At 51.4% G+C, this 292-nt stretch carries 1 protein-coding gene; it reads right to left on the minus strand.

Annotated elements, in window-relative coordinates; all coding sequences use genetic code 11:
- A partial coding sequence (locus tag PZH32_RS13570) for an ABC transporter substrate-binding protein (RefSeq protein ID WP_275208783.1) occupies nt 1-292 on the minus strand: 292 nt, incomplete at both ends.

The following is a 292-nucleotide window of genomic DNA, read 5'->3' on the forward strand; positions in this document are numbered from 1 at the left end:
CCATAGATCACGCTGCAGATGCTGTCGCGGTCTGTTGCAAGGTTGAAAGCCTCTCTCATGCGCTTGTCCGCAAGGTACTCATTTTTATCGTTGAACATGATATACTCGGTCATATGGCTCGGAGTGCTGTCCATCTCGAAGCTGGAGTCTGTGTCGCAGAGGTTCTTCGCAGCGTCCATGGTGATCGCGCCGTTGTCCGCAAGTCCCATAACTTCACCGGATTTTAATGCAGATACACGTGTCTCTGCATCCGGGATGCATCGGATCTTGAAGGTCTTTACCTTGCCGTTCT

Origin of the sequence: Adlercreutzia equolifaciens (assembly GCF_029076695.1) — a bacterium.
Taxonomy (GTDB): domain Bacteria; phylum Actinomycetota; class Coriobacteriia; order Coriobacteriales; family Eggerthellaceae; genus Adlercreutzia; species Adlercreutzia equolifaciens_A.